Origin of the sequence: Mesorhizobium sp. M2A.F.Ca.ET.067.02.1.1, assembly GCF_004023285.1 — a bacterium.
Lineage (GTDB): Bacteria > Pseudomonadota > Alphaproteobacteria > Rhizobiales > Rhizobiaceae > Mesorhizobium.
The window spans coordinates 1-517 of sequence record NZ_RZSB01001395.1 but is presented as its reverse complement, the minus strand read 5'-3'; the positions used below and the strand labels follow the sequence as shown (position 1 = coordinate 517).

The window sequence follows — 517 nt, the reverse complement described above, 5'->3', positions numbered from 1 at the left end:
AGCCGTAGGTGGCCATCTCGCCGGCGAGGCCGGCAAGTTCGAGATAGAGCTCGGCCGGATGGAAGACGTCCTGCGCCAGCATATGCGCCAGCCGCGGCCGCGCGGCATTGGCGAGGTGCAGCATCAAAAGGTCCTCGACGCTGCGGCCGGCCCCGCCCATCACCATCTTGCCATGCGCCTCGGCGATCTGGTCGAGGCCGGTGACGACCTCCTGCAGCAATTGCCGGTACCAGTGCACGGCGCCGGTGATCAGCGTCGGCGGCAGGAAGGACTGGTCGAGCGAGACGCCGCCATCGGCGCGCACGCCCGTGATATCGGCGATCGGCAAGGCGGTATAGCCGCCGACCGATTTGCCGGGCGCCAGCAGCACCGCTTGCGGCCGGGCGATCTCGATTTCTTCCGGATCGGCGCCGCCCTGCACGGCGTCGCGCACCGGGACGATCTTGCCGTGGTAGCGCGCGCCCGTCGATTGAGCATGCGCCGGATCGAAGCCGACGCCGCCGGGCGGTTCCAGCGG

1 protein-coding gene is annotated in these 517 nt (G+C 70.0%); it reads right to left on the bottom strand.

Going from position 1 to position 517, the window contains the following annotated elements:
• The coding region (tssK, locus tag EOA28_RS38010) for a type VI secretion system baseplate subunit TssK (RefSeq protein ID WP_189342431.1) at positions 1-517 on the bottom strand (517 nt) is incomplete at both ends.